The organism is Acidimicrobiales bacterium, assembly GCA_041394245.1.
Classification (GTDB): Bacteria; Actinomycetota; Acidimicrobiia; order Acidimicrobiales; family Aldehydirespiratoraceae; genus JAJRXC01.
The window spans coordinates 1682706-1703265 of record JAWKIR010000002.1; the positions used below are offsets into that span (position 1 = coordinate 1682706).

The 20560-nt window shown below is 67.8% G+C and carries 20 protein-coding genes; 2 read left to right on the top strand and 18 right to left on the bottom strand.

Features of this window, described 5'->3' with window-relative positions:
* Positions 1-10: 10 nt before the first annotated feature.
* From R2707_08490 to R2707_08550, 13 genes are all read right to left on the bottom strand, one after another.
* Positions 11-568: a hypothetical protein gene (locus R2707_08490; GenBank protein MEZ5245118.1), complete on the bottom strand. Its 558-nt coding sequence runs from the start codon at positions 566-568 to the stop codon at positions 11-13.
* Complete coding sequence (locus tag R2707_08495) at positions 565-1287, bottom strand: SURF1 family protein (GenBank protein ID MEZ5245119.1); 723 nt, start codon at positions 1285-1287, stop codon at positions 565-567. Before R2707_08495 ends, R2707_08490 begins: the two co-directional genes overlap by 4 nt.
* 8 nt (positions 1288-1295) lie before the next feature.
* Complete coding sequence (gene dapB, locus R2707_08500) at positions 1296-2024, bottom strand: 4-hydroxy-tetrahydrodipicolinate reductase (GenBank protein ID MEZ5245120.1); 729 nt, start codon at positions 2022-2024, stop codon at positions 1296-1298.
* A 51-nt stretch (positions 2025-2075) separates the two neighbouring features.
* Positions 2076-4283 (bottom strand): catalase/peroxidase HPI, encoded by a 2208-nt coding sequence (gene katG, locus R2707_08505; GenBank protein ID MEZ5245121.1) that lies wholly within the window; start codon positions 4281-4283, stop codon positions 2076-2078.
* A complete protein-coding gene (locus R2707_08510; protein ID MEZ5245122.1) occupies positions 4280-4738 on the bottom strand; it encodes a Fur family transcriptional regulator in 459 nt (152 codons plus the stop codon). The genes katG and R2707_08510 overlap by 4 nt, the downstream gene beginning before the upstream one ends.
* Before the next feature lie 56 nt (positions 4739-4794).
* Entirely contained in the window at positions 4795-6027 is a 1233-nt protein-coding gene (locus tag R2707_08515) for a pitrilysin family protein (GenBank protein MEZ5245123.1), read from the bottom strand.
* A 29-nt stretch (positions 6028-6056) separates the two neighbouring features.
* Entirely contained in the window at positions 6057-8468 is a 2412-nt protein-coding gene (locus R2707_08520) for a polyribonucleotide nucleotidyltransferase (protein MEZ5245124.1), read from the bottom strand.
* A gap of 205 nt (positions 8469-8673) precedes the next feature.
* The gene (rpsO, locus tag R2707_08525) at positions 8674-8955 is read right to left on the bottom strand and encodes a 30S ribosomal protein S15 (GenBank protein ID MEZ5245125.1); all 282 of its coding nucleotides are present in this window, start codon (positions 8953-8955) and stop codon (positions 8674-8676) included.
* Positions 8956-9075: 120 nt separating this feature from the next.
* Positions 9076-9576, bottom strand: a complete 501-nt coding sequence (locus R2707_08530) for a hypothetical protein (GenBank protein ID MEZ5245126.1) — start codon at positions 9574-9576, stop codon at positions 9076-9078.
* Positions 9561-10205: a lysoplasmalogenase gene (locus tag R2707_08535; GenBank protein MEZ5245127.1), complete on the bottom strand. Its 645-nt coding sequence runs from the start codon at positions 10203-10205 to the stop codon at positions 9561-9563. Before R2707_08535 ends, R2707_08530 begins: the two co-directional genes overlap by 16 nt.
* A gap of 23 nt (positions 10206-10228) precedes the next feature.
* Positions 10229-11437, bottom strand: coding sequence for an FAD-dependent oxidoreductase (locus R2707_08540; GenBank protein ID MEZ5245128.1), 1209 nt, complete (start codon positions 11435-11437; stop codon positions 10229-10231).
* Positions 11434-11625, bottom strand: a complete 192-nt coding sequence (locus R2707_08545; GenBank protein ID MEZ5245129.1) for a ferredoxin — start codon at positions 11623-11625, stop codon at positions 11434-11436. The genes R2707_08540 and R2707_08545 overlap by 4 nt, the downstream gene beginning before the upstream one ends.
* An 81-nt stretch (positions 11626-11706) precedes the next feature.
* Complete coding sequence (locus tag R2707_08550; protein ID MEZ5245130.1) at positions 11707-12657, bottom strand: oxidoreductase; 951 nt, start codon at positions 12655-12657, stop codon at positions 11707-11709.
* Positions 12658-12766: 109 nt separating this feature from the next.
* On the opposite strand from R2707_08550, the gene R2707_08555 reads away from it, so the two are divergent.
* The gene (locus tag R2707_08555; GenBank protein MEZ5245131.1) at positions 12767-13915 is read left to right on the top strand and encodes a phosphotransferase family protein; all 1149 of its coding nucleotides are present in this window, start codon (positions 12767-12769) and stop codon (positions 13913-13915) included.
* Between the two features lie 27 nt (positions 13916-13942).
* Positions 13943-14305 (top strand): hypothetical protein, encoded by a 363-nt coding sequence (locus R2707_08560; GenBank protein ID MEZ5245132.1) that lies wholly within the window; start codon positions 13943-13945, stop codon positions 14303-14305.
* Here the strand turns inward: R2707_08560 and R2707_08565 are convergent.
* From R2707_08565 to R2707_08585, 5 genes are all read right to left on the bottom strand, one after another.
* The gene (locus R2707_08565; protein ID MEZ5245133.1) at positions 14289-15131 is read right to left on the bottom strand and encodes an LLM class F420-dependent oxidoreductase; all 843 of its coding nucleotides are present in this window, start codon (positions 15129-15131) and stop codon (positions 14289-14291) included. The two genes, R2707_08560 and R2707_08565, sit on opposite strands and share 17 nt — an antisense overlap.
* On the bottom strand, positions 15131-18607 hold the full coding sequence (gene smc / locus R2707_08570) for a chromosome segregation protein SMC (GenBank protein MEZ5245134.1): 3477 nt from the start codon (positions 18605-18607) through the stop codon (positions 15131-15133). The genes R2707_08565 and smc overlap by 1 nt, the downstream gene beginning before the upstream one ends.
* A gap of 86 nt (positions 18608-18693) precedes the next feature.
* Entirely contained in the window at positions 18694-19527 is an 834-nt protein-coding gene (locus tag R2707_08575; protein MEZ5245135.1) for a DNA-formamidopyrimidine glycosylase family protein, read from the bottom strand.
* Complete coding sequence (rnc, locus tag R2707_08580; protein MEZ5245136.1) at positions 19520-20302, bottom strand: ribonuclease III; 783 nt, start codon at positions 20300-20302, stop codon at positions 19520-19522. The genes R2707_08575 and rnc overlap by 8 nt, the downstream gene beginning before the upstream one ends.
* On the bottom strand, positions 20235-20525 hold the full coding sequence (locus tag R2707_08585) for a phosphopantetheine-binding protein (protein MEZ5245137.1): 291 nt from the start codon (positions 20523-20525) through the stop codon (positions 20235-20237). Before R2707_08585 ends, rnc begins: the two co-directional genes overlap by 68 nt.
* Positions 20526-20560: the final 35 nt, after the last annotated feature.

Below are 20560 nucleotides of genomic sequence, written 5' to 3' on the forward strand. Positions count from 1 at the left end.
CCAGGTCGTCTCAGCGCTCGTCGACGCGACTGCGTCCCAACGTCGCCAGAAGATGCTCGTGCAGCTCGAACCAGATCGTGTGGACCGAGTCCAGCGACGGCGCAGCGAGCCAACGCGGATCGTCGGCCGCCGACCGCAAGGCGTCGACGAAGCGTTCCGCGTAGCGGTCGAATCGCGGCAGCGCCGCCGACAACGCTGCGAGGATCGGATCGAGGCGGCGCACCAGCGTCGCGAGCGAGGTCGGCGAAGCATCGCCGGCCAGTTCGGCGAGGAACTCCCGATTGAGCGGGAGGAAGGCCTCGTATGCGGTGACGAGATCGGCTCGTCCCACCCGTTCGGTCTCGGCTCCGAGGTGGGCGGCGAGTTCCGCGGTGCCGGCAGCCGTCAACGACCACCGTTCGTCGTCTCCTCGGCACCGGACCTGACCGAGCCGTTCGGACTCGGCCAGGAGCGCTGAGAACCCGGGCGGGTCACCGCCCAACATCGCGAACGTCACACCGATCGCGTTCGCCGGCGCCCGGCTCCTCAACCGCGCGGCGAGCAGCACGAGGACCTGGGCGTCGGTCATCCCAGGGCGAGTTCGCGCCGGCGCTTGCGCAGGATCAGCACGTAGACGACCGCGGTGCCGAGCGAGAAGAAGAACCACTGGAACGCGTAGGAGAGATGCGGACCCTCGTCGAGGCTCGGTCGCGGGACGGGAATGGGCAACTCGCCGGCCGGCGGAGCCTGGCGTTCCAGCTGCACCCAGGAGTCCTCGAGGTCGAGGTCGAGCATCTCCTCGACCTTCGCCAGGTCGATCCGGCTGATGTCGGGCAGGTCGTAGGTCGACCCGCCGCCGATGCGCCCGTCGGCCACCGACGCCTGCACACGCCCGAGTACCTCGATGCGCCCGGTGGGTGTCTCGACCACGCGGGGGTCGCTCCCCGAGGCCCAGAGCCTCGGTACCCAGCCACGGCTCACGACGATGACCCGACCGTCCTCGAGCCGCATCGGTGTCGCCAGCCAGAGGCCCGCCTGCCCGTCGAAAGAGCGGTTGGCGACCAAGAAGGACTGGTCGTCGAGGTACTCCCCCGCAGCGATCGTCGCCGTGTGGTCGGGTGGGTCGGTGCCGAGCAGCGACTCGATCGACTCGGGATCGGCCTCCATGGCCGCACGAACTTCGACATTGCGGTCCTTGCGCTCGTCGAGTCGGCTGAGCTGCCAGAAGCCGAGGTTGACCATCAGCACCACCATCGCCAGCACGAAGGCATGCGAGAGCAGCCATTTCGGGGTGAGGAAGGGCCGCACGGGTCTGTTCAGAGCCCGAGGTAACTGTCGAGACCGATGGTCAGACCCGGGAAGTCGCTGATGCGCTTGCAGGCGAGAACGACACCGGGCATGAACGAGGTGCGGTCGACCGTCTCATGACGGATCGCCAGGGTCTGTCCCATCGTGCCGAGCAGCACTTCCTGGTTGGCGACGACGCCTCGCATGCGCACGGCATGGATCCGGATGCCGGCCGGGCCTTCGCCGCCCCGAACCCCGGGGTAGACCTCGAGTGTGGTGGGATCGGGGGCCCAGTCGGACGATGCCGCGGCCATGCGTTCCGCGGTGTGGGTGGCGGTACCCGACGGCGCGTCGACCTTGCCGTCGTGGTGGTACTCGATGATCTCGGCCGTGTCGAAGAACGGCGCGGCGATCTCGGCGAAGCGGGTCATGAGCACGGCCCCGACGGCGAAGTTGGGCGCCAGAAGGCAGTTGCTCGTGGTGAAGGCCCGCCGAAACGTCTCGTGATCCGACTCGTCGAAACCCGAGGTGCCGACAACGGCATGAATGCCGTTGTCGGCGAGGAACGGGATGGTCCGGCGGGCCGAATCGACGACCGTGAAGTCGACGACGACCTCACAGCCACGCTGGACGAGCGACGCAAGGTCATCGTCGACATCGATCGAGGCGACCAGATCGAGGTCGGCATCGGCCTCGACGGCCCGACAGACCTCCTGGCCCATCCGGCCCGCAGCTCCAACCACTCCGACACGTGTCATGACCGCAGACTACGTGTCGATCGGCGGCTTTCGACGGAGGTCGCCGCGACCTCAGGCGAGATCGAAGCGGTCCAGGTTCATCACCTTGTTCCACGCAGCCACGAAGTCGGTGACGAACTTCTCGCCCGCGTCGTCGGCGGCATACACCTCGGCGATCGCCCGGAGCTGCGAATTCGAACCGAAGACCAGATCCGCTCGCGTCCCGGTCCACTTCACGTCACCGGTCGACCGGTCGCGACCTTCGAACGCGTTCTGCGTGTCGTCGGTCGCCTTCCACTCGACACCGATGTCGACCACGTTGACGAAGAAGTCGTTCGTGAGCGAGCCCTCGCGGGTGGTGAAGACACCGTGAGCCGACCGGTCGGCGTTGGCACCGAGCACGCGCAGCCCACCGACGAGCACCGTCATCTCGGGAGCGCTCAGCGTGAGGAGCTGGGCACGGTCCACGAGCAGATGCTCGGCGGCGATGTCATGCCCCTTGCCGAGATAGTTGCGGAAGCCGTCGGCCTTGGGCTCGAGCGGGGCGAAGGAGTCGGCGTCGGTCTGTTCGGCCGTCGCGTCGGTCCGGCCCGGCAGGAACGGCACGGTCACGTCGTAGCCGGCAGCCTTCGCGGCAGCCTCGACGGCGGCGGCACCACCGAGGACGATCAGATCAGCCAGCGACACCGTGCCCTCGAAGTCGTCCCGGATCCCCTCGAGCGTCGCGAGGACCCGACGGAGCTCGGGCGGATTGTTGACCTCCCAGTCGTTCTGCGGGGCCAGACGGATGCGTGCGCCGTTGGCGCCGCCCCGCTTGTCGCTGTCGCGATAGGTCGAGGCCGACGCCCACGCCGTCGTGACGAGGTCGGCGATGCTGAGGCCGGAGTCGAGGATCGTCGTCTTGAGCGCGGCGATCTCGGCCTCACCGATCAGCTCGTGATCGACTGCCGGCACCGGGTCTTGCCAGATCAGCTCCTCGGCAGGGACTTCGGGGCCGAGATAGCGCGAGACGGGCCCCATGTCGCGGTGACACAGCTTGAACCACGCCCGGGCGAAAACGTCGGCGAACTCTGCGGGGTTCTCGTGGAACCGGCGCGAGATCGGCTCATAGATCGGATCGACGCGCAGGGCCATGTCGGCCGTGGTCATCATCGGCGCATGCGTGATCGACGGGTCGTGGGCATCGGGAACCGTGGTCCTGGCCGCCGGGTCGGTCGGCGTCCACTGGTGCGCCCCCGCCGGGCTCTTGGTCAGCTCCCACTCGTACCCGAAGAGCGTGTCGAAGTAGCTGTTGTCCCAGGTGATCGGCGTCGGTGTCCACGCCCCCTCGACCCCACTGGTGGTGGTGTGGATGCCCTTGCCCGTGCCGAAGGCGTTCTTCCAGCCATGACCCATCTGTTCGAGGGGCGCAGCCTCGGGCTCGGGTCCGACGAGATCGGGGTCGCCGGCGCCGTGGGCCTTGCCGAACGTGTGACCGCCGGCGACGAGCGCAACGGTCTCCTCGTCGTTCATCGCCATTCGAGCGAATGTCTCGCGGATGTCACGGGCGGACCCGAGCGGGTCGGGGTTGCCGTTGGGACCCTCGGGGTTGACGTAGATGAGGCCCATCTGCACCGCGCCCAGCGGGTTCTCGAGTTCGCGGTCACCCCGGTAGCGCTCGTCGCCGAGCCACGTGGTCTCGGGACCCCAGTAGATGTCCTCCTCGGGGGCCCACACGTCGACCCGGCCGCCGGCGAACCCGAACGTCTCGAGGCCCATGGTCTCGAGCGCCACGTTGCCGGCGAGGATCATGAGGTCGGCCCACGAGATCTTTCGGCCGTACTTCTGCTTGATCGGCAGCAGGAGCGTGCGGGCCTTGTCGAGGTTGCCGTTGTCGGGCCAGCTGTTGAGCGGTGCGAAGCGCTGTGTGCCGTTGCCGGCACCACCTCGACCGTCCTCGATGCGGTACGTGCCCGCGCTGTGCCAGGCCATCCGGATGAAGAGGGGGCCGTAGTGGCCGTAGTCGGCGGGCCACCAGTCCTGCGAGTCGGTCATCAGGGCTGCGAGGTCGGCCTTCACCGCGGCGAGATCGAGCGACGCGAACTCCTCGGCGTAGTCGAAGTCGTCACCCATGGGGTCGGAGGCCGGCGCGTGCTGGTGGAGGATGCGCAGGTTCAGCTGGTTCGGCCACCAATGCTGGTTGGCCGTCGATCCCATGGCGTTGTGGGCGGCCTCACTTCCGTGCATGACGGGACACCGCTCCGCGGTGTCGTTGATCTCGAAGCTCGTCGTTTCGCTCATTGCTGCTCCTTCTGGGGGATCTTCTCGGATGACGGGGACGAGTCGCGGCCGAGACAGGCCGGGCAACATCCCCAATAGATGACCTCGGCCTCGTCGATCTCGAAACCGTGATGTTCGGCTGCGGTGAGACACGGGACGTCGCCGACCGCACAGTCGACGTCGAACGTGTCGCCACACTCGCGACAGATCAGGTGATGGTGATTGTCACCGACCCGATCCTCGTAGCGGGCTGCCCGTCCGGATGGCTGGATGCGCCGGATCAGGCCCTTCGTGACGAACACGCCGAGCGTGTCGTAGACCGCTTGCCGAGAGATCGCACCGATCCCGGCCTTGACGTCCTCGTGGAGTTCGTCGGCTGTCGCATGAGGGCGCCCGGCGACCGCACGCATGATCGCGATGCGTTGGGCCGTCACTTGGACGCCGGCGTCGCGCAGAGCCTGGGCGGTGTCGTTCATCGTGGTCGAGTCAACCACATATTCTGGACATAGTCAAGAATCGTATCTGATCAACTTCACCGCAGTGGTTCGACCACCGATCGAACCCGCGGCCCGGCGAGGATCGCTCCCAGCACGCGCTGGACATCGGCCGCGGTGACGGCCCGTACCTTCTCGAGATACTCGGGCACCTCGACCACTCGATCCCGCACGAGCAGATTGGTGGCCAGCTGCGCCATCCGGCTCCCGGCGTCTTCGAGCGCGAGCACGGTACCGCCCTCGAATCCGCCGCTGGCGACCTCCATCTCGCGCTCCCCCGGCCCGTTCTCGACCAGATCGGCCAGTTCGGACTCGACCACGTCGCACAGTTCGTGGAGACGCTCCGGCGATGTCCCGGCGTAGACCGAGAACGTGCCGCTGTCGACATAGCTGCCCATGGACGAATAGACCGAGTACGACATGCCCCGCTTCTCGCGGATCTCCTGGAACAGACGACTCGACCAGCCGCCCCCGATGAGCTGATTGGCCACAGCAAGGGCGAAACGGTCCTCGTCGAACTGGTGAAGACCGCGCCAGCCGAGCACCACGTGCGCCTGTTCGATGTCGCGTATCGCCGACAGCTCGGGCTCGACCTGCGCCACCGGCGGGAGCCGCTTCGGCAGCTCGCCGGCTTCGAGCGACGCCAGGCCAGCATCGACTCGGGCGACGATGTCGTCGTGGTCGATGTTGCCGACCACGGCCACGACCAGGTTGGCCCGCCGGTACCAACGGTCGTGAAACGCCCGGATGTCGTCGGCTCGCATGCCCCGCACCGACTCGGCCGAACCGAGCACCTCCCACCCGAGGGAGTGATCGGGAAAGAGCCCCAGGGCGAGGTTCTGGTGGACCACGTCGTCGGGTGTGTCGGCGCTCCAGGCGAGCTCCTCGAGGATCACCTGACGCTCGGCATCGACCTCGGCGTCGGTGAAGCCGGGATCGGACAGCACGTCGAGCAGGGTCTCGAGCCCGAAGTCGAGGTCCTTGGCCGGCACCCGGGCATGGAAGGCCGTGTACTCCTTGGACGTGAACGCGTTGAGGTCGCCGCCCACGGCGTCGATCCCTTCGGCGATGTCGCGCGCGCCGCGGGTGGAACTTCCCTTGAAGAGCAGGTGTTCGAGAAAATGCGAGGCGCCGGCGATCGCCGGCGCCTCGTCACGGTTTCCGACCCCCACCCAGGCACCGACGGCGACGGAACGAGCCGTCGGATCGTGCTGGGTGACCACGCGAAGCCCGCCGGACAGGCGGGCGACGCGGGTGATGTAGGGGGTCAACGTAGGTGCTGGATCAGCAGCCGGGTTGCTCAGCGACGCCCACGGCCACGGCCGCGCCCACCGCCACCGCCACCGGAGCGGCGGGGAGCATCAGGGCCGAGATCGCCGTACTCACCGGCGAGCTCCTCGTCGAAGGCCGCCTCGAACGAGACGACCTCGGTGTCGCCGTCGGAGGCCGGGCTGTCGTCGTCGCTGTCGCCGTCGCGGTCGCGACCACGATCACGGTCGCCGCGGGGCTCGCGGGGCTCACGACTCGACTTCTTGTCGGTGTCGGGGGCGCCCTCGGGCTTCAGGCTGATCTTGCCGTTCGGGTCGACGTCTTCGACGGTGACCGCGATCTCCTGGCCGAGTTCGAGGACATCCTCGACACGATCGATGCGCTTGCCGCCACCGATCTTCGAGATGTGCAGGAGCCCGTCTCGTCCCGGAAGGATGTTGACGAACGCACCGAACTTGGTGATGTTGACCACGCGGCCCTGATAGGTCGCGCCGACTTCGGCGGTGGGCGGATCGAGGATCAGCTGGATCTGACGCTCGGCCTCGTCCACGATGGCCTTGTCGGGCGACGCGATCGAAACGATGCCCACCATCCCGTCGTCGTCGACGGAGATGACGGCGCCGGTCTCGGCCTGGATCGAGTTGATGACCTTGCCCTTCGGGCCGATGACCTCACCGATCTTCTCGATCGGGATCTCGAACGAGACGATCTTCGGCGCGGTGTCGCGCACCTCTTCACGGGGCTCGGCGATGGCCTCGAGCATCACGTCGAGGATGTCGAGGCGGGCTTCCTTGGCCTGGCTCAGGGCGCCGGCGAGGACGTTGGCCGGGATACCGGCGATCTTCGTGTCGAGCTGGAGCGCCGTGACGAAGTCGGTGGTACCGGCGACCTTGAAGTCCATGTCGCCGAAGGCGTCCTCGGCACCGAGGATGTCGGTGAGTGTGACGTATTGCCCCTCGGCGTGGACGAGACCCATGGCGATACCGGCGACGGGCGCCTTGATCGGCACACCGGCATCCATCAGCGACAGGGTCGATCCACAGACCGACGCCATCGACGACGAACCGTTGGAGGCCATGACCTCCGAGACGGTACGCACGGTGTAGGGCCACTCCTCGAACGACGGGACCACCGGGAACACGGCGCGCTCGGCGAGGGCACCGTGACCGATCTCACGACGCTTGGGGCCACGCATGAAGCCGGTCTCGCCCGTGGAGAAGGGCGGGAAGTTGTAGTGGTGGAAGTAGCGCTTCTTGTCGATCGGCGAGAGGTCGTCGATCATCATGTCGCTGCGGCCGAGGCCGAGGGTCGTGAAGTTGAGGACCTGGGTCTCACCTCGCTGGAAGAGACCGGAACCGTGCGCGGTCGGGATGACGCCGACCTCGCTGGTGACGTGACGCAGCTCGTTGGTCTTGCGGCCGTCGATGCGGATGCCTTCTTCGACGATGCGCTTGCGCACGACCGCCTTGGTGACGGAGCGGATCGCGTTCTTGATCTGCTTGACGGCATCGGGAGTGTCGGCGAACTGGCCCTCGAGCTCGGCGACGAGGGCGGCGCTGAGCTCGCCTTCGGCGTCCTGACGCTGGGTCTTGTCGGCGATCTTCTGGGTCTCCGCGATGCGGTCGGTGCCGGCCGACTGCACGGCGGCGAGGATCTCGTCGCTGTAGTCGACGGCCACCGGCGGGGTCATCTTCTCGACGTGACCCACCGCGTCGATCGCCCGCTGCTGCAGCTCGATCATCTCGCGGATCCAGACCTTGCAGGCCTCGAGGCCGCCGGCGAGGACGTCTTCGTCGACCTTGGGGGTGCCGCTCTCGTAGAGGTTCCACGAGTTCGCGGTGCCGCCGGCCTCGACCATCATGACGGCGACGTCGCCGTCGGCCATGCGGCCGGCCACGACCATCTCGAAGGCCGATTCCTCGGACTCTTCGTAGGTGGGGAAGGGAATCCATTCACCGTCGGGCGACCAGCTCATACGAACCGCGCCGACGGGCCCGTCGAACGGGATCGGCGAGACGCTGAGGGCGAGCGACGCAGCATTGAGGGCCAGTACGTCGTAGGGGTTCTTCTGGTCGGCACCGAGCACGGTGCCCACGACGTGGACCTCGTTGCGGTAGCCGTCGGGGAAGGCCGGACGCAACGGGCGGTCGATCAGTCGACAGGTGAGGATCGCCTGCTCACCGGCACGGGCCTCACGACGGAAGAACGAGCCGGGGATCTTGCCCGCGGCGTACATGCGCTCTTCGATGTCGACGGTCAGCGGGAAGAAGTCGGCACCGTCGCGGGCCGACTTCGCACCGGTGGCGGTGACGAGCACGACGGTGTTGCCGATGCTCGCAGTCACGGAACCACCGGCGAGGGGGGCGAACCTGCCGATCTCGAAGGTGGCGTCCTTGCCTTCACCGCGCGTGAACGCGCCGGTGACGGAGTGGGTATCAGTCATATGTGTATTTCCTTGGAATTCGAACACACGACTGCCAGTACCCAGTCGCAAATCTCGAGACACGTCTCGAAACTTGCGACTAACACCAACTGCCGTCTGTTCGGTTTGTTCGCAGGACGTTCCTGCTACTGGGGTTCGTCGGGTTCACCCGGCACGCCCGGGTAAACCGAAAGGAGCGGCCCCGAAGGACCGCCCCCACATCATGTCAGCGACGCAGCCCGAGATGGGCGATCACCGATCGATACCGCTCGACGTCGTTGTCCTTGACATAGTCGAGGAGACGACGACGCTTGCCCACCAGCATCTGCAGACCCCGCCGACTGTGATGGTCCTTCTTGTGGACCTTCATGTGTTCGGTGAGGTGGGTGATGCGATCCGAGAGCAACGCGATCTGGATCTCGGGAGATCCGGTGTCGTTCTCGGCAAGATCGAACGCCTTCGCCATGCTGGCGATGGTGTCGTTCTTCGGGGGCAGGTTCACGGCCATAGTCGTTCGTTTCTTTCTGGGTTTCGTACCCGGCCACGACCCCGCGGTGCGCAGGCCGTCGCTGTCGATCCACTTCGATCGACTCCGCAAGGGTACCGGTGTTCGCTTCGAACCGGCACCTCACCCGGCGAGGCGCAGCTCCCACGCACCCGCCTCACGACCGAGGACGACGTCGAAGTCGATCGTGCGGTCACCACTGGTCGCGGCACAGGCGAAGGAACGACCGGGTTCGGCGATGATCACGACCGCAGCGCACTGGGCGGAGATCGCCTCGATCGACAGATCATCGCGCAACCGTTCCACCAGTCGATCAGCGGCTTCGGCCACGACGAACAGCGGCTCGCGCACCCCGGCGGTGGCCGCGCCGAACTCGTCGATCACGACGTCGACCGTCACCGTGTCGGCGTCGAGCACGGCGGTGCAGACGGTCGTCTGGGCGATCAGCGAGGTGTCGAGTTCCGGACATGCGACATCGGTGACGATCGACGGGTCGTCCGGCCATGCCGACGCGGGCAGTGCGGCCTCGAGCGAACCGACCTCGAGCGTCGGCGGTGCGGGCTCCGCGCACGCCGATGCGACCAGCAGCGACGCCGCCAGGACGGCGATCAGGCGGCCAGCCACAGGACCAGCCCCGCCTGACCGACGTGATAGGTGATGTGCACGAGCACCCGGCCGCCCGGTGCCGGGCCGATGAAACGGCCCCAACCGAGGAGTGCATCGGAGGTCACGAACAGTGCGCCGCCGATCGCCGTCACGAGCAGGCCGGTCCCCGCCGCCACGATGCCCATGGAGCTGACGACGACCACATAGGTCATCACCGCCACGGTGATCAGCGGCCCGTGGACGCGGACCGCAGCGAGCAGCTGTGGCACCACGCCGAACCCGATGGCAACGATCAGGATGCCGGCGATGAGACCGGGGCCGATCACGAAATCGGGAGCCAACGCGGCGATGTAGAAGATGTGGGCGACGAGGAACGCGGCCAGTCCGGCCTCGAAGCGCGCATCGGGTGTCATCAAGACGACGTCGCCGACCAGCGACGCGCCCAGCGCGGCGATGATGATGCCGCGTTCGACATTGCTCGCGCCGCCCGGCTCGATCTCGATCGCCAGCGCCACCCCGATCAGGCAGATGATGACGGCCGGTTTCGCCAGGAACTCGACCCCGAGCCGGTCGGTCGCCACCGACCACCAGTCGATGGTGGCCGCGATCGCGGCGACCGCCAGGAGCATCACCGCGGTCGTCGTCATCGTCTGAGGAATGTCATCTCGGCTCAGACGTCGGCTGCGAGCGCATCGGCGTACGACGTGCCGTTCTCGATCAACGTCTTGTACTGCATGACATGGCGGGGGCGGTTGAACCCGAGCACCCCGACCAGGCGACCGGCGCGACCGTAGAGTGCGGCGAAGCGACGTTCCTCGACGCTTCCCGTGACGATCTGCATGTCGTCATCGGGTCGGATCCGGCCCGCGAGCTGGATCTTGCGGTCGTACTGATCGCTCCAGAACCAGGGAACCGGGGTGAACGGCTCGGCTTCTTCGTCGGCCTGCAGCAGACGACGCGCCGCATGGCCACCCTGCTCGACCGCATTGTCCCAGTGCTCGACCCGCATGACCTCGTCGAAGCGTTGGTTGGGCCACCGGGCGACGTCACCGGCCGCGGTGACCCCCGGAGCCGCCAGACAGGTGGCATCGCAGACCACACCGTTGTCGATCTCGAGCCCGGAACCCTCGAGCCATTCGGTGTTGGGAATCACGCCGATGCCGACCACGACGACCTCGGCCTCGACGACGCTGTCGTCGGAGAGCACGACCCGCTCGACCCGGCCGTCGGGCCCTGCCTCGATCGACCGGACACCGACACCGACTCGCAGATCGACGCCGTGGTCGCGATGCACGTCGGCGCACACGGCACCCATCTCGTCACCCAGCACCCGGCCGAGCGGTTGGGGCAGCGCCTCGATCAGCGTCACCTCGAGGCCTCGTGCTCGTGCGGTGGCCGCGACCTCGGCACCGATGAACCCGGCGCCCACGACGACCACTCGCGACGGACCGGCGTCGAAGGCGGCCCTCAGCGACTCGGCGTCGTCGAGACCGCGGAGCACGAACACGCCGTCGATCTCCTCGGTACCGGGCAGTGTGCGGCAGCGGGCCCCGGTGGCGATGAGAAGGCCATCGACCTCGAGAGCATCGCCATCGTCGAGGGTGAGCCGGCGACTCGCCAGGTCGAACGCAGTCGCGCGGGTACCGAGCCGGAACTCGAGATCGAACTCGGCCAGCTTCTCGGGTTTGGTCAGCGCGAGCCGGTCACGATCCCACTCGCCCCCCAGGAACTGCTTCGACAGCGGCGGACGGTCGTAGGGCGCGTGGGGCTCATCGCCGATCAGCGTGATCGTTCCGTCGAATTCCTGACGCCGAAGCGACTCCGCTGCACGCAGGCCGGCGAGCGACGCGCCGACGATCGTGATGGAGCGGCGAGTCACTCCGCGATGGAGATGGCCTGCTTCGGGCAGCGCTGCACGCACTCCTCGAGGGCCTCGCGGCGGTCCTCGCCGGGCTCTTCGTTGAGCACGTAGAGGAAGTCGTCATCGCGGACCTCGAAGAGATCGGGCGCGATCTGCATGCAGATGGCGTTGCTCTCGCAGAGGTCATAGTCGACCACGATCTTCATGTGCGTCACCTTTCGTGCCAGTGGCATCGGCTCGTGCGCCCATCATGCCCCACCCGCCCACGCGGTGCGAACCTCTGCGCCCTACTTCTCCAAACCCGAGTAGTCGGCTCCGGTGAGGTCGAGCGAGACGTCCCAGAGGCGAGCGGCATCGGCGGCGTTGCGGGCCCGGGAGGTTCGCCCGACCTTCTTCGGGTGTCCCTTCATCTCCCCGCGTCCGTCGGGGCCGTAGTAGTCGTTGCCCTCCACCCCGGGGGCAACCGCTGCGTACAGCTGTGGCAGCGCCCCCATGGCGGCGGGCTGCGAGAACAGTGGTTCGGCGATCGGACGCGTCGCCTTCATCACGAAGTTGAGCACGCCCTGTCCCGTGCTCTTGTCGGCGAGCTCGGTGCGCGACCCGCCGGGGTGGGCGGCCACCGCGATCGTGGGCACCGCTGCGTCGGCCAGCCGCCGCTGCAGTTCGCTGGTGAAGAGGAGGTTGGCGAGCTTGCTCTGGAAGTAGGCGGTCCATGGTCGGTACTTCTTCTCGGCCATGAGGTCGTCGAAGTCCATCTTCCCCATGCGGTGTCCGTTGCTGCTCACGTTGACGACCCGGCTCCCGTCACCGGTCGAGATGAGCGTGGGGAGGAGAAGGGCCGTGAGCGCGAAGTGCCCGAGATGGTTGACCCCGAACTGGGACTCGAACCCCTGCGCAGTGGTGGCGTGCGGCGTCGCCATGATCCCCGCGTTGTTGATCAACACGTCGAGCCGTTCGTGGCCGGCGAGGAACAGTGCCGCGGATCCGGCGACCGAATCGAGGTCGGCCATGTCGGTCAGCAGTATCTCGACCGACCCGGAGGGGGCCAGCGCGTTGATCGACGCCTCCGCCGCCGCGGCCTTGTCAGCGTTGCGACACGCCATGACCACATGGGCACCGTGCTGAGCCAGGGCACGAGCGGTCTCGAAGCCGAGGCCGGCATTGGCACCGGTCACCAGCACCACCCGGCCGGTCTGGTCCGGGATGTCGTCTTCGGTCCACTTCGTCGAGGCGCTCATGGCCCGCAGCCTTTCACCCTTCGAAGAGGCGTGTCTCGTCGATCCGGCGGAACGCTCCGTTCCGGCCGCTGATTTCGGGCCCTGTTTCGTGCTGCTCTATGTTGCCCCCGTGAGCGAATCATCCGAGCCCGACGAAGAACTCAGCAGCGCCCCGAAGTTCCACACCGACCGCAGCCACTACGGCCTTGCGTTCGAGCGGTGGTTCGCCGATCGGTACCCGTCCCGACGCGACATCTCGGTGACCGACATCGACATCCCCGTGTCGACCGGCTTCTCCAACGAGACCGTCTTCCTCGATCTCTCGTGGACCGAGAACGGCGATGCCCAGACCCAACGCTACGTCGCCCGCATCGAGCCGACCTCCGGTGCGCTGTTCCCCGCGCAGACCGCGCACTGCAGCGTGTCGGTCGAGGTGCAGCATCGGGCCATGGAGACCGTCGGACGGCACTGCGATGCGCCGGTTCCCGAGCTCCTCGGCTACGAGGCCGACACCTCCTACATCGGCCAGCCCTTCTTCGTGATGGGCTTCACCGAAGGTCGCATCCCGGCCGATACGCCCCGCTACTCCGAGGAGGGGTTCCTGGTCGACGAAGCCACCCCCGAGGAGCGCCGCCGCATGGTGACGACCGGGCTCGAGGCAATGGGGCGGATCCACAACATCGACTGGCGATCGGCCGACCTCGACTGGCTCGACACCAGCGGCACCGGCGAGCCGTCGACGAAGGTCCAGCTCGACCTCTATCGGGCCTCGACGCTCGCCCAGCTCGACGGGCGCGAGCACCCCGTGCTCGATGCCGCGTTCGAGTGGCTCTACGCCAACGATCCGGGCGACGACCGCATCGGTCTCTCGTGGGGCGACTCCCGGCTCGGCAACGTCATCTGGCAGGACTACCGCCCCGCGGCCGTCGTGGACTGGGAGGCGTGTGCCCTCTCCCCCACCGAGGCCGATGTGGGCTGGTGGCTGATGTTCGACCGCATGTCGTTCGACGAGGTCGGCGCGGCCCGCATGGAGGGCTTCCCGACCCGCGAGGAGATGATCGAGATCTACGAGCGGGTCTCGGGGCGCGAGGTGCGTGACCCGCACTACTGGGAGGTCTTCGGCACCATGCGCTTCTGTGCGATCTTCATCGGCCTGGCCGACCGCATGGTCGCCAACGGGCTCGTGCCGGCCGAGATCAACATGTCGGTCGCCAACATGGTCACCCAGTCGCTCGCCACCCTGCTCCAGATCGACAACCCCACCCCGAGCCCCTTCTGATCAGCTTGGTGCTGCCGATGTGGACGTATGTCCCGTCGGCGACCGATTCTCGTGGCGTTGGTCATGGGCGCGCTCGTTGCGCTCATCGGCCTCTCGCTCATCACCGTCACCGGCGATGACTGGAAGACCGACCGCGTGACCGACGCCCAGTTCGATGCCAGTCGCACCCGATTGATGATCTGGACCGAGGACGGCTACAACCATCCGTCCTGCACCGAGACGGACATCGAGCTCGACACGGAGGGCGATGTCTGGCATGTGTCGATGCGCTCCCGTCGTACCTCGGAATTCTGCGAACTCGATGCTCCGATCACGGAGGACGGACACGACGCGTGGGTCGACTTCGACGAGCCCGTTCGCGAGGGCGTGACCGTCAGCTGGTCGCGCTGATGACTTCGGCGTAGGCGTCGAGCAGCGGCAACAACACGTCGGCCCCGGACGGCGGCAGACCGAAGACGAACCGGTGCACACCCGCATCGTCGTGGCGCTTCACCTCGTCGACGTCGGGCGGGGCGGCGTAGAGGGTGAGCTCGATCTCGCTCGGGTCACGGTCGTTCTTCGCGCTCTCCTCGGCCAGCACCTCGAGCTCGTCGAGCATCGACCCGCGGCCGTTGATCGGCATCCAGCCGTTGCCGTAACGGGCGGCTCGCCGCGGACCCCACGGCGACGCGCCGCCGACATGGATCGGCGGATGGGGCGTCTGCACGGGCTTGGGCTTCGACCAGATCGGGTCGAAGTCGACCATGTCGCCGTGGTACTCGGCCGGGTCGTCGGCCCAGATCGCCTTCATCGCCTCGATGCGCTCGCGCATCAGCTTCCAGCGGGTCGAGAAGTCGCCGCCGTGGTTCTCCATCTCCTCAGCGTTCCATCCGCCGCCGACGCCGAGGATGAACCGACCACCCGACACCTGGTCGATCGAGGCGACCTGCTTCGCCAGGGTGATCGGATGATGTTGCGGCACGAGGGTGATACCGGTCGCCACCTTGAGCGTGGTCGTGGCGGTCGCCGCCGCCGTGAGCGCGACGAACGGGTCCATCGTCTCGTAGTACATCTGCGGCAGCTCGGCGCCGCCCGGCCAGGGGCTCCTGCGGCTCGCGGGGATGTGGGTGTGCTCGGCCACCCACAGCGACTCGAAACCGCGCTCCTCGAGCGCGGGACCGAGCTCGGTCATCGGCATGGCGTCGGCGGACGGGAAGATCGTCACGCCGAAGTGCATCAGGCGACCTCGGCCGTGGTCCTGCTCGCCACCTTCTCGCTGACGACCCGACTCGATCCACCCGGCTTCATCGACACACCGTAGAGGCAGTCGGCGGCCTCCATGGTGCGCTTCTGGTGGCTGACGAGGAGCAGCTGCGCATCGGCCCGGAACTCCTCGACGAGCGAGAGGAACCGGTGCAGATTGACGTCGTCGAGCGCGGCCTCGACCTCGTCCATCACGTAGAACGGCGAGGGCCGGCTGCGGAACACGGCGAAGAGGAATGCGAGCGCGGTGAGCGTGCGTTCGCCGCCGCTGAGCAGTGAGAGCTTTCGCACGTTCTTGCCCGACGGGCGGGCACTGATCTCGATGCCGGTGTTGAGCAGGTCTTCGGGCGTGGTGAGCGCGAGGGATCCCTGACCACCCGGGAACAGTGTCTCGAACAGCTGCTGGAAGTTGACCGCCACATCGGCGAACGCCGACGCGAAGACCGTGACGATCTCCTCGTCGATCGACGCGATCACCTTCGACAGCTCGCGGCGGGTGCCCCGGATGTCGTCGAGCTGACCCTGGAGGAACGTGTGGCGTTCCTGCAACGACTGGTACTCCTCGAGGGCCAACGGGTTGACCGGCCCCATGATCTCGAGCTCGGACTCGAGCTGTGAGAGCCGGGCCGCCGGCTCGACCCCGTCGTCGAGGGGCGGGCACGGCGCCGACACGGCCACGTCGGGCGCGAGGTGGTGTTCGTCTCGGAGACGCTCGACCGCACCCTGGAGTCGGGTTCGCAGCTCCGCCTCCTCGACCTCGGCCCGCGCCGACTGGACCCGGAGGTTCTCCAGCTGCTTGTCGGCTTCGGCCCGCGCCCGGCGCAGCGAGTCGAGCTCGCGGGTGACCTGCTGGGCGGCCTCGGACTGCCGACGGCGCCGCTCACGCACCTCTTCGAGGCGAGCATCGACGACCGTCGTGCGAGTCGAAACGGCGGCGGCGAGCGCTTCGAGCACCGCGGCCTTGCGGTCGAGCATCTCGCGCTGCTCACCGGCAGCGGCCCGTTCGACCGCGTCTCGCTCGAGTCGGGCGTCGATCTCGGCCAGACGCTTGGTCAGGAACGTCCTGCGCTCCTCGAGCCCTGCGGCCCGCACGCCGACGTCGGTCCGCAGTGAGCCGACCGTGGCCGCACGGGCCTCGATGTCGGACCGGGCCGCAGCCAGACGGCGGCCCTTCTCGAGCGACTCGGTCTCGTCGGCCTCGAGCAGGGGCAACGAGACCTCGAGCTCCTCGACACGAGCGGACTCGCGATCGACCCGCACGGTCAGCTCGTCGAAGCGGCCCTGCAGGGCGTCGGCCTCGGTGGCGATGTCGCGCCGGTCGGCCTCGATGCGTTGCAGGGCATCGGCGGCGGCCGTCAGACCTGCATCGATACCGTCGAGACGCTCGGCCAACTCGGCCGCAGCCGCGACACGCACGGCGAGCGCCTCGCGGGCGGAGGCGACCTCCCGCTCGGCGGCGTCGCAGATCGCCCGCGTCGAGGCGGCCTTCTCCTCGGCCTCGGCCAGCGCCGCGCCGGTTGCTCCGGAACCGGTGGCACCGATGCGCCACCCGTCGGGGCCGAACCGGTCACCGGCGCGTGTGACGACCGTGCGCGACGGATCGGCGACCACTGCGTCGGCGGCCGCCCGCCAGTCGCCGTCGACCACGCCGACGTGGCCGATCAGCGCGTCGAGCAGCTGATCGACGCCCGGCTCGGTCCCTCGGACGCGGGTGCGGATGGAATCCCCTCCAGTGTCGCTCCGTCGCACCGCGCCGCCGAGGGCCAGCACGGCCCCGGTGGCATCGCCCTCGCACAGACGGTCGAGTGACCGCCGGGCCGTGTCGGGGTCGCGGACGATGACCGCCCCGAGCGCCTCGCCCACCGCAGACTCGAAAGCGATCTCCCATCCCTCGTCGACGGCAACCAGGTCGAGCAGGGTGCCGAGCACACCATCGACCTCGGCGAGGCGAGCCGCTCCCGCCTGGGCGCGGGCCTCGTCGAGCGCGAGGGTCAGGGCCTCGGCGCGGGCGACCCATCGACGATGGTCGGCCTCGGCGTCGGCGAGCGCCGCCACCCGTGAGGCCACCACATCCTCGGCGACCAGCCGAGCCGACTCGGCCGCCTCCATGGCCGACACGAGTGGTTCTTCCTCGTCGTGGAGTGCGCCGAGCTCGTTGCGGCGCTCGGCGGCATCACGGTCGAGGACGGTGCGCCGCTCCCCGAGCTCGGAGAGTCGCGTCTGCAGGCGTGCGACCTCGCTCGCTCCCCGCTCGATGGACGCCCTCAGGGCACCCAGCTCGCCGCGGACCTCGGCGGCCTGGCCGGTGGGCACGGGCACACCATCGCCCCAGTCCTCCTGGAAGCGGGCACGGTCGGCGGCCAGTTCGCGCTCGGTCGCCTCGAGACGCTCGATGTCGGGCGCCAGCTCACCGAGCTCGGATTCCACGGCTTGGAGGTCGGTCCGTGCACGCGCCGCCTCCGCCTCGAGGTTGGCGATGACGCCACGATCGGTGAACGCGGCGCGTTCGCGATCGACACCACGACGCCGCTCGGCGAGGACGGCCGAGAGGCCGCGGGCCCGCTCCCGCATGGATTCGAGCCGCACGAGGGCATCGCCGAGATCGTCGCCGCCGTGATCGGCGAGACGTTGCTCGTTGGCCGACACCTCGGCACTGAGCCGCTCGAGCTCGGCCCTGGTGGTCGCCTCGCGCTCGCCCCGTGTGCTGCGGAGTTCGCCGACGGTCTGGAGACGCACGCGCAGGTCGTCGATCTCGCGACCCGACAGATGGATGCGCAACGCGGTGAGCTCGGCGATCAGGTCGCCATGGCGACGGGCCGCCTCGGCCTGCTTCTCGAGCGGACGGAGGTTGCGTCGCACCTCCCGCATGAGGTCTTTCACGCGGGTGAGATCGGCATCGGAGGCCGTGAGGCGACGCTCGGCGCGGTCCTTGCGCTTGCGGTACTTGAGGACGCCGGCCGCTTCCTCGATGATCGCGCGGCGATCCTCGGGACGAGCGTTGAGCACCGCATCGATCTGGCCCTGCGACACGATGACGTGCTGCTGGCGGCCGACGCCGCCGTCGGACAGCAGCTCGGTGATGTCGAGCAGGCGACACGGCACACCGTTGATCGCGTATTCGGAGTCACCCGAGCGGAACAGGGTCCGGGTGATCTTGACCTCGTTGAACTCGACGGGCAGCGTGCCGGAGTGGTTGTCGATCGTGAGCGACACCTCGGCGCGGCCGAGCGCGGCCTTGCCGGTGGTGCCGGCGAAGATCACGTCGTCCATCTTCCCCGACCGCACCGCCGTGGGGGCCTGGGCGCCGAGAACCCATGCAATCGCATCGACGACGTTGGACTTGCCCGAGCCATTGGGGCCGACCACCACGGTGACACCGGGTTCGAGGTCGATCGACGCCGTGTCGGCGAAGGACTTGAAGCCCTTGAGCGTGAGGTTCTTGAGATGCATCAGGTTCGACGGTAGCAACCCGAATTACATCTGTGTAGTCCTACCCCTGTGGAAACGCTGTGGAAAGCGGGACGCGAGGCGTTGCCTCACACCTGGGTCGTGCAGTAATAGGTCCACGATCCGCCGAACTTCACGCGCTCGATGGGGAGGCGGCTGCGACCGCTGAGGTCGCCGTGCTTGCCCCAGACCTCGAGATGGTCGCCGTACTCGCCCGGCTGACCGAAGGGGTCGATGAACGGTCGGGACTCGACGGAGGTTCCGCGGTACTTGATGGCGTCGTGCAGGGTGCCGACCAGCGACCGGTGGAGCCGGCGGATCTCCTGGCTCGACAGCGAATCGCTCAACCGGTCGTGACGGAGTCCGGCATGGAAGAGGATCTCGTCGGCATAGATGTCGCCGATGCCGACCACGAACGAGGGGTCGGTGAGCAGCGTCTTGAGCTTGGCCTTGTGGCTCAGCAGCGAGCGGCCGAAGGTGGTCCACGAAATCGGTTCCTCGACCGGGTCGAGTCCGTAGCTGTCGAGCTCGGGGAGTTCGTCGGCCACGGCATCGGTGTCGACGACGAACACCTGTGAGGTCCCCTCGGCATCGAGCAGGCGCAGCTGGCCGTGCTGCGTGAACGTGATGATGATCTCGGTCGCCGGGTCGATCTCGTCCTTGTTGGCGTTGCGGCGCAGCGAACCGGTCGAGCCCAAGTCGATGACCAGGGTGGAATCGCCGTCGAGCACGATCGTGATGTAGAGACCACGCCGTTCCACGGCGTTGATCTTCATGCCCTCGAGCTGCGAGGTGAACGCCTTGCGGTTCTTGTAGCGACCAAGCGTCTTCATGCTCGTCGCGTCGGCGTCCTTCACCTTCTTCCCGGCGAGGTCACGGTCGAGATCACGACGAACGGTCTCGACTTCGGGTAGCTCAAACATCGGATGCTCCATCCTCGGGCGAGCGGGCGTCCCATGCGGCACGGGCCGCCCGTTGCTCTGCCTCTTTCTTGGACGAACCGTTGCCGGTTCCTCGCACTTCGCCGCCGATCCGCACGGTTGCCTCGAACCGTTTCAGATGGTCGGGCCCGCTCTCGGAGACCTCGTAGACCGGCGGGTGCAGCCCGTCGGACGCGGCGATCTCCTGGAGGCGGGTCTTGTAGTCGCGCGCGCCGGGTCGAGACGCTGCGGCGGAGATCCGGTCGTCGAGTTGGGCCAACACGAGCGAACGGGCCGGCTCGATTCCCCCGTCGACGAACACGGCACCGATCACGGCTTCGACCGCGTCGGCGAGAATCGACGACTTGTCGGCACCGCCCGAGGCGGCCTCGCCCTTGCCGAGCCTGAGGTCGGGTCCGAGTCCGAGCGATGCCCCGACCTCGGCGAGCGTCGCTGCGCTCACGACCGCTGCTCGCGCCTTGGCGAGTTGCCCCTCGGGCTCGTCGGGAAAGCGGGAGTAGAGCGCATCGGTGACCACCAGGCCGAGGACGGCATCGCCGAGAAACTCGAGCCGTTCGTTCGACGGCTCACCAGGGTTCTCCGAGCACCAGGATCGATGCGAGAGCGCGACCTGGAGGAGTCGGGGGTCGGCGAAGCGATACCCGATCCGCTCTTCGAGCGCGACAGCAGTGGACGATGGGGCCAGCGCCTCAACCCAGCTTGGCGACGACGTAGTCGACGGCGTCGCGCACGGTACGGAGGTCTTCGAGGTCTTCATCGTCGATACGGAAGCCCGAGGCTCGCTCTGCGAGCTCCTCCTCGAGGCCCTCGACGAGCTCGATGAGTGCGAGTGAGTCGGCATCGAGATCATCCGCGAAGGCATCACCTTCGTTGATGCTCGACGGCTCGATCTCGAGAATGTCGGCGAGCTGGTCCTTGACGATGCCGAGAACCTCTTCTCGACTGATCGGACCCTGCTCTACGTGGGTTTCTGCGGGCACTTCACCCCTCCATTGACGCGGGAACCGGAGGGAAC